This window comes from Vibrio sp. V30_P3S12P165 (assembly GCF_009904905.1).
Taxonomy (GTDB): Bacteria; Pseudomonadota; Gammaproteobacteria; order Enterobacterales; family Vibrionaceae; genus Vibrio; species Vibrio fujianensis.
Genome location: NZ_WXWH01000009.1, coordinates 1 through 2766, shown reverse-complemented (window position 1 = coordinate 2766; position 2766 = coordinate 1). Strand labels below are relative to the sequence as shown.

At 39.9% G+C, this 2766-nt stretch carries 3 protein-coding genes and 2 pseudogenes; 3 read left to right on the top strand and 2 right to left on the bottom strand.

Features of this window, described 5'->3' with window-relative positions:
• Positions 1-173, bottom strand: a 173-nt coding sequence (locus CAG57_RS02225) for a transposase family protein (RefSeq protein WP_161439485.1), incomplete at its 3' end; no start/stop codon positions are given.
• Between the two features lie 94 nt (positions 174-267).
• Between CAG57_RS02225 and CAG57_RS02220 the strand changes: the two are divergent.
• The 3 genes and pseudogenes from CAG57_RS02220 to CAG57_RS02210 all read left to right on the top strand — a co-directional run.
• Positions 268-846, top strand: a pseudogene (locus tag CAG57_RS02220) (HAD family hydrolase); the annotation flags it as partial.
• A 917-nt stretch (positions 847-1763) separates the two neighbouring features.
• The gene (locus CAG57_RS16020) at positions 1764-1946 is read left to right on the top strand and encodes a hypothetical protein (protein WP_202598365.1); all 183 of its coding nucleotides are present in this window, start codon (positions 1764-1766) and stop codon (positions 1944-1946) included.
• 176 nt (positions 1947-2122) lie between these two features.
• On the top strand, positions 2123-2623 hold the full coding sequence (locus CAG57_RS02210) for an HAD family hydrolase (protein ID WP_372447916.1): 501 nt from the start codon (positions 2123-2125) through the stop codon (positions 2621-2623).
• Between the two features lie 22 nt (positions 2624-2645).
• On the opposite strand, the pseudogene CAG57_RS02205 reads toward CAG57_RS02210, so the two are convergent.
• A pseudogene (locus CAG57_RS02205) lies at positions 2646-2766 on the bottom strand (IS110 family transposase); the annotation flags it as partial.

Here is a 2766-nt window from a genome sequence, read left to right as displayed (position 1 = left end):
AACCACTCATGGTGACCAAGAACATATTCACGAATGTCGGTCCAGCCTTGACCACCGGCTATCACGGCGCAGATTGAACCAAACAAAATATCAAACAGAGGGTAGTCAACTTTTGCGCTTTGCCGTTCGTCACGGATGATGCTGAAGTGCTCTTTGATGGTATTAATATTCATGGCAACACCTTAAAAAAGGAGCATAAGATCACAGCCCGCACGTCAGGTCAAACTTAACCTCGCATTGCGCAAAAAACGTTCATGATCTTGCCCTGGTAATGTTGTAGTTCGTTGGGCTCCGTTGGAGATTATTAGGCTGACTTTCGGTGAAAGCTGCTCTGCCGAAGATAAAGCGAAGTCAATATTTCAGTCTGAAACATGGTTAAGTTTGAATAAAGGCCAGTTGACTGAAAATGAAGCTAAAGCTCAATATAAAGAAACTTTAGGATTAACTGATCTAGAATGTGAGCGTCTGTTCTATTATGTTAAACAAACACAAATTCTCATTTTTGGCTCAGTTGATCTTATTAAACGCTGTAAATCTGCTGGCTATAATGTCCTAGCGTTGACCGATAACGTACATGAAATAGTCTTTCATTTGAAAACAGCTTACACATTTTGGGGTTTGTTCGATGGAGCAATCGTTTCTGCCGAAGTCGGCTTATTGAAACCTCAGCGTGAAATCTACCTATCACTACTTTCTCAATATGATCTCAATGCCGCAGAAACAATATTCATCGATGACATGCTATACAATGTTCAAGGTGCAGAGTCGGTTGGTATAAAAGGAATTCAATTTGAAAGTGCTTTCCAATGTGAGCAAGCCTTAAAGTTATTAGGAGTTCAGCTTTAAGTCGTTGAAATTTCACATAACAAACGCTTCAAGAGGGACTTCCAACGCGTGGCATTTTTATTGTGCGTTGATTTCGGTGGTTACGGTGTTATGCGGAAACTTGGTAGTAGCGTTGTCAGCCCCTTAAGCGGGCGTTATGATGACTTTAAATTTACCTTATGAGGTTTTTAAATGGGCTGCTTTCGGCATTTTCAAGAACCAGCGATCTGTATATGTAAAAATTGCGGTGTATTCTTGTGTGAAAAATGTGCAATTTTATCAGGTGAGGGCTTTGTCTGCTCAGCGCTATGTCATGAACATATTGATAAGATTGAAAAACATAATCAGCAGAGTATCGAAATTTTGCAAGATAATATCATTAGCTCTAGCGCTGTTATAGCAGAGCTAACTGGCGCTCGGAAAGGGTATAGAGCATTAATAAGTTTGTATATTCTAATTACACTTCTCATCATAGCAACAGGAATAGATCGAGGTGATTATAATTATTCGATGACTTTTATTCTTATTTTAATTGTTTTGATTGGTTTTTCATTTTTTAGGTTGAAATCAATACAGTCAGCGTTGGATCGGTTATCAAGTCATCATAACAAACGCTTTAAGGAGGACAGCCAACGCTAGGCATTTTAGATTCAAATAAGTATATTTGAGGTTACGGTTGTTTTGTTTGAGTTTGGTTGGCATGCGTTGTCAGCCCCTTAAGCGGGCGTTATGTTTACTTGTATTTCAGTGGCTTAAAGTTTCTTCGATCTATGTTCTTTGTCTCTTTGGCAGTTAGTTTGAGTTACTTCAGCAAATCGGCATTGTCGGCCCAAGTTCATGAATCACTCAGTCCGTAAAACATACTAATGTTCGTGGGTTGCTTCATTTTCGGGTCGTGGCGGCTGTTTTTAAGTTTCACTGGCTTTAAGGCGCTTTGAGTGTATTTGCCAATTGGCATGTCGGCTTGGCAGTTGCCTCGGCAATTTGCCATTGTTCTGCGCTTTGGTTGGAAAGAGAGGGCGCTTGTTGAGCGTTTATCGGGTTGCCTCATTGGGCAGGGAAGTGGACTTACGCGTTTTATGTTCCGTGCATCTGGCGGCCAAGTGAGTTTTGTCGTGTGATTAGGCTCAGAAAATCCGGTTAAGAATGCAGTTCTTTGCCAAATAAATCAGTCATTTGTGGTAAAACATAACAAACAATTCAAGCTGATTCGCAACGCTCGGCGCTTTCGGTTTCAATTTGTTTAGTGATTACGGTGAAGTGTTTGAGTAAGGTGGCAGCGTTGCTCACAACTTAATTGGGCGTTATGTGCAAGGAGGCATATTTGAACAAAATATACTTATTTGATTGGGGCGATACATTAATGGTTGATTTTCCTGATCAAAAAGGAAAAATGTGTGATTGGGATGAGGTTCAGGCCGTTAATGGTGCTCATGAGATTTTAGAAAATCTATCAAGAGAACATCTTATTTACGTTGCTACTAATGCAGCCGACTCATCTGAAAACGATATCAAATTAGCATTTGAACGCGTTGGTTTAGCTCAGTTTCTCGCTGGTTATTTTTGTAAAGCTAATTTAGGTTTAGGTAAAGGCTCCCCTGAGTTTTTTCATAAAATAGCTCAAGATCTTGGTGTAAGTCATGATTCTCTCATTATGGTTGGTGATTCCCTCGATAATGACATTCTGCCCGCGATTAATGCCGGAGTAAGTGCCGTTTGGTTTAATCCGAAGTTTGAGCCCAATGATTCAGTTGTAAGAGTTAATCAAATCAATAAGTTGTGTGAAATTTGCACATAACAAGAGACTATGGCGTCAATAGTTAATTTTTGAGGCTATCTGTATCCCACATAACACCATCTCTTAGCATTGAATTTAAGATAACAACCATCTTTCTCATGCAGGCAACAATGGCAACTTTTTTCGGTTTTCCTGCCGTAAGT